The organism is Salinivirga sp. (assembly GCF_035268865.1).
Taxonomy (GTDB): domain Bacteria; phylum Bacteroidota; class Bacteroidia; order Bacteroidales; family Salinivirgaceae; genus Salinivirga.
Map to the genome: position 1 here is coordinate 1 of NZ_DATFKB010000077.1, position 3,615 is coordinate 3,615.

Consider the following 3,615-nt stretch of genomic DNA (forward strand, 5'->3'; position numbering starts at 1 on the left):
TTCCTGATACTAGGGCTCATACTCTTTTTTAGTGGCATTGCTTTAAAACACACACTGCATGAATCAACATACTTTTTCCTCATCATACCCGGCCTGACACTCAAATTAATCTTTGTGCTGGCTTTTATTCGATGCATACGACTAAACAGGGCAGAATTCTAAGGTCTGCCCGATTTATAGTTAAGAGGTAATTATTCTATTGCATATAAAAATTAAGGAAAAGTATCAAATCTTCCATGCTTGAAGCCATACTTCTAATTACATCATACTGGCTATCGTTTACAGAAATAAACTGGCTTTTCATATCTGCATGGAAGGTGTTTTGAACAAACTTATAAGCATCTGGATCTTTCTGTGCCATTTTGAGAAAAGCTTTCTTTATTTGTTCTTTGGTATCGGTATCAAGCTCTGTATTATAAACGACAGGCGCACCCTGAATTTCATGTGACTTCCACAAGATACGATATTGGTCCTTTTTTAAGTTACCCTGTTCAATACAATATTCAAGACTTGGAAGCCCACAGGCTGCTGCTGTGGCAGTACCATTAATTACAGCCATAATGGCATCTTTATGGCTTCCGGCAAAATCAATATTTTTGAATGATGCTTCAGCCTGGGTTATATCCCGCTTACGTAATTCATATCTTGGTACAATATGTCCTGATGTGGAAGTAGCATGCACAAAACGAAGATCGACATTCGAAGCATCTTCAATCAAATCATCAAGGTTTTTATATTGGGCCTCAGCACTAACAATTATGCAACTTTTATATGAGTCAGGGTTACCATTCCTTCCTAGTGCAGAAAACGCAGTATAATCAGGATACTTGGCATGTCCATATACGTATCCGTATGAATTCATAAAAAGAATGTCAGGGACGTGCTTATCCATATCATCGTGTAAATGGCTGGTTTTTTCATAAATTTTCACTTCTACAGTCCTTTCAAGCTCCTCTGTAAGGTAATCAGCCAGCTTATTGAGCAGTTCCTCTTCAAAAAAATAGGTACCTCCCAAAATCAATTTATTTTCAGAAGTTTGTCCCATAACAGATACGAAAGATATTGATATTAATATCCCGATGAAAGCCAGTAATTTTATGTTTTTCATGATTATAAATTTTTAAATTTTCGCGCACCTAACGCATTAACCCCCTCGAAAACAGCAACATAACCCTGAGCGTCACCAAAAAGGGGAATCGAAATTAACATTTTATTATCAAATAGAAAAAATATTCCACAAGTTCTGAATTGCCTGTAAAATAATAAGGCACAGAGTGAGTGATAGGTATTTATCCAGGGGCATGTTAAAAAAAGCGTTCTTTGAATCGGAGTGTCAAATTTAGCAATAGATTGAGGCCAATGGCAATAGGAATTATACCGCTACTCATACTATTTCAGAATTCGGCCACAGTTGGAAAGAAATGCCCCATGCTGACTCCAACCAGCATAGCCATAAAAATCCATTTGGTCAAATAGCGGTCAAGAGTTTTAAGTCGTTTCCTTTTACTCATCCTATGTGTGGTTTTACCTGTTCATCAAAAAACTGTATAAACGCTGTTTTGATCTCATCCCGGACCCTACGAAATTCTGACATAATATGATCTTCATTGCCTTCAACTTCTGCCGGATCGTCAAATCCAATATGCAAACGATGCTGCACTGTTCCCATGAATGCAGGGCAGGTTTCTTTGGCACCACCACAGACTGTAATTACATAATCCCAGGCTTCATCCAGATACTGATCCACGGATTCAGACTTGTTTTGGGATAGGTCAATTCCCTCCTCTTGCATCACTTCTATGGCTTTCGGATGCACATAACCCGAAGGTTCAGTTCCTGCCGAAGCAACTTCAAGCCTGGTATCAACCGATTGTAAAAATGCCTGCGCCATTTGGCTGCGGCAACTATTCCCGGTGCATAGAATTAAAATTTTCATAATTGGATTAAAATATGTTGATTTATTCGTATCAATTTTTTCTTTAACACTTACTACAATCGCCATGGCAATCGTGGCAACCATCTCCATCGAAAATACTATCGAGCGGTAATTTCTGCTTTTTCCATGCATGCATACCGCCATCGAGGTTTACTACTGTCTCATAACCCTGCCTTTTGAGCAAATTCACAATTTTTGAACTGCGTACACCTTCTTTACAAACTACAATCAATGGTTTATCTTTAGGTAGTTCATTTAAGTGTTGCATTATTGATGACATGGGTTGATATACTGTTGGATCATGCTGAATGCTTTCAATGGCAATTTCATGATCTTCGCGCACATCGACCAGTACGGCCTCATTATTCTGTAAAACCTTCCATGTTTCCTTTGGTGAAATATGTTTCACTCCGCTTAAATGAAACGATTGCAAAACAGGTTTGTTAGTTACTTCCATATTAAGAAATGATTAAAAATTAAAACAAAAATCCATATAATAAACCGGAAATAGTGGCCATTATAACCACCAATACTACGTAAACAATGGTTTTTTGCGTTCCCATTACACCACGAATCACCAACATATTGGGTAGTGAAAGTGACGGACCTGCCAGTAATAAAGCCAGGGCCGGACCTTTACCCATGCCCGCAGCCATTAATCCCTGTAGAATTGGCACTTCTGTGAGTGTGGCAAAATACATGAAAGCACCTACAATGGAGGCAAAAAAGTTAGACAATACAGAATTTCCACCAACCAATCCGGCAATCCAGCTTTCAGGTATTACACCGGCCATGGCCGTATCGCCGTGCGTTGAGCCCAGCAAGAAACCGGCAATAAGCACACCGATAGCCAATAACGGGAGTATTTGCTTGGCAAAATCCCATGAAGCCATAGTCCATTCACGGTTATCCTCATCTTTTTTATCGATTAATGTAATGATGCTCAATCCGGCTATACCGACGACCATTGGCACCAAAGGAGAACTGAAAATAAGTCCTGACGCCAATGTTGCAAGGGCTGCAATGGCGACATGTATCCAATTTATTTTTAAAACACGAATGAGTGAATAAATCAATACAATACCGAAGAAACCGGTAATATGCCATTTGTGGCTCCAAATCCAGAACCAGGTACCATCTGTTACGCCATCGGCAGGTTTTCCCCAGTTGGCAAAAACCAAAATCAGCACAAGTGTAAAAAAGTGCAAGGAGGTTTGCCATAGCGGACGTTTCTCAGGCATATTGGGAAAGTTCATTTGCTCCTCGCGCTTCTCCTTTTCTTCTTTGCGATAAATGATGGACATTACTGAACCGATGACAATGGCAAAAACCACAGCACCGATAATGCGGGCAATACCCATTTCGATACCTAAAATACGGGCAGTTAAAATGATGGCCAAAATATTAATGGCGGGCCCAGAGTATAAAAAAGCAACAGCCGGACCCAACCCTGCACCGCGCTTGTGAATACTCGAAAACAAAGGCAAAATCGTACAGCTACAAACCGCCAGAATTGTTCCCGAAACTGAAGCCACCGTATAAGAAAGCCACTTTTTGGCATTGGCACCGAAATATTTCATCACGGCCCCCTGACTCACAAAAACAGCTATTACACCTGCTATAAAAAAAGCCGGTAACAAACATAAAATTACATGTTCCTGTGCATACCACTTCGTGAG

4 protein-coding genes are annotated in these 3,615 nt (G+C 40.0%); all 4 read right to left on the reverse strand.

Features of this window, described 5'->3' with window-relative positions:
• Positions 1 to 196: 196 nt before the first annotated feature.
• Positions 197 to 1,108 carry a phosphate/phosphite/phosphonate ABC transporter substrate-binding protein gene (locus VJ937_RS04695; RefSeq protein WP_324065735.1) on the reverse strand — a complete coding sequence of 304 codons (912 nt, stop codon included), beginning with the start codon at positions 1,106 to 1,108 and terminating at the stop codon, positions 197 to 199.
• Positions 1,109 to 1,507: 399 nt separating this feature from the next.
• A complete protein-coding gene (locus tag VJ937_RS04700; protein WP_324065736.1) occupies positions 1,508 to 1,936 on the reverse strand; it encodes an arsenate reductase ArsC in 429 nt (142 codons plus the stop codon).
• Positions 1,937 to 1,979: 43 nt separating this feature from the next.
• Positions 1,980 to 2,393: a rhodanese-like domain-containing protein gene (locus tag VJ937_RS04705; RefSeq protein ID WP_324065737.1), complete on the reverse strand. Its 414-nt coding sequence runs from the start codon at positions 2,391 to 2,393 to the stop codon at positions 1,980 to 1,982.
• A gap of 19 nt (positions 2,394 to 2,412) precedes the next feature.
• On the reverse strand, positions 2,413 to 3,615 hold a 1,203-nt coding region (locus tag VJ937_RS04710; protein WP_324065738.1), incomplete at its 5' end, for a permease.